Consider the following 767-nt stretch of genomic DNA (forward strand, 5'->3'; position numbering starts at 1 on the left):
GGCCGAACGCAGGCAGTGCGCAGCAGCCAACCTGCAACTACAGCCCCATCACCCGAGCCAAGGATTGGCCGCCAAATGCTCACGCTCAAACGCCTTGATCTGCTCACTGCGCTGCAACGTCGTGCCAATAGCATCCAACCCCAACAACAACGCAGTCTTGCGCAACGTATCGATCTGGAACGCAATCACCTGCCCGTCCGCCAAAAGGATCTCCTGCGCCTCCAGGTCCACACTGATCTGCGCCTGCTCAGGCTGACTCACCATCTGCCCCAACCGCTGCAACACAGCCTCCTCCAGCGTGATCAACAACACCCCGTTACGCTGGCAGTTGTCATAGAAAATCCCCGCAAAGCTGCTGCCGATCAACGCGCGAATACCCATCTGCTTCAAGCCCCACACCGCATGCTCCCGGCTGGACCCACAGCCGAAGTTCGGCCCCACTACCATAAAGCTCGCGCCCTGCCAGGCCGGCTGGTTCAGCACAAATTGCGGGTCAGGCTCACCCGAGGGCAAAAAGCGCAAATCAAAGAACAACCCGCGATCCAGCCCGTTGCGGTCGATGCCCTTGAGAAACTGCTTGGGCATGATCACGTCGGTGTCGATATTGGCCGCCAGCATCGGCGCCGCCTTGCCGGTGATCCGAGTGAAGGGTTGCAAGCTCATGTGCGGTCTCCAAAGTGGCGAATATCCGTCAGCCGGCCAGTGATGGCCGCAGCGGCGACCATGGCCGGGCTCATCAGGTGCGTGCGGGCACCCGCGCCCTGGCG

1 protein-coding gene is annotated in these 767 nt (G+C 61.4%); it reads right to left on the minus strand.

What is annotated here, in order from left to right; genetic code table 11:
• Nucleotides 1-48: 48 nt before the first annotated feature.
• A complete protein-coding gene (gene leuD, locus HX846_RS24215; RefSeq protein WP_003208984.1) occupies nt 49-663 on the minus strand; it encodes a 3-isopropylmalate dehydratase small subunit in 615 nt (204 codons plus the stop codon).
• Between the last annotated feature and the right edge of the window lie 104 nt (nt 664-767).

The sequence above is a fragment of the Pseudomonas sp. K5002 genome, from assembly GCF_013386655.1.
In the GTDB taxonomy this organism is placed as follows: domain Bacteria; phylum Pseudomonadota; class Gammaproteobacteria; order Pseudomonadales; family Pseudomonadaceae; genus Aquipseudomonas.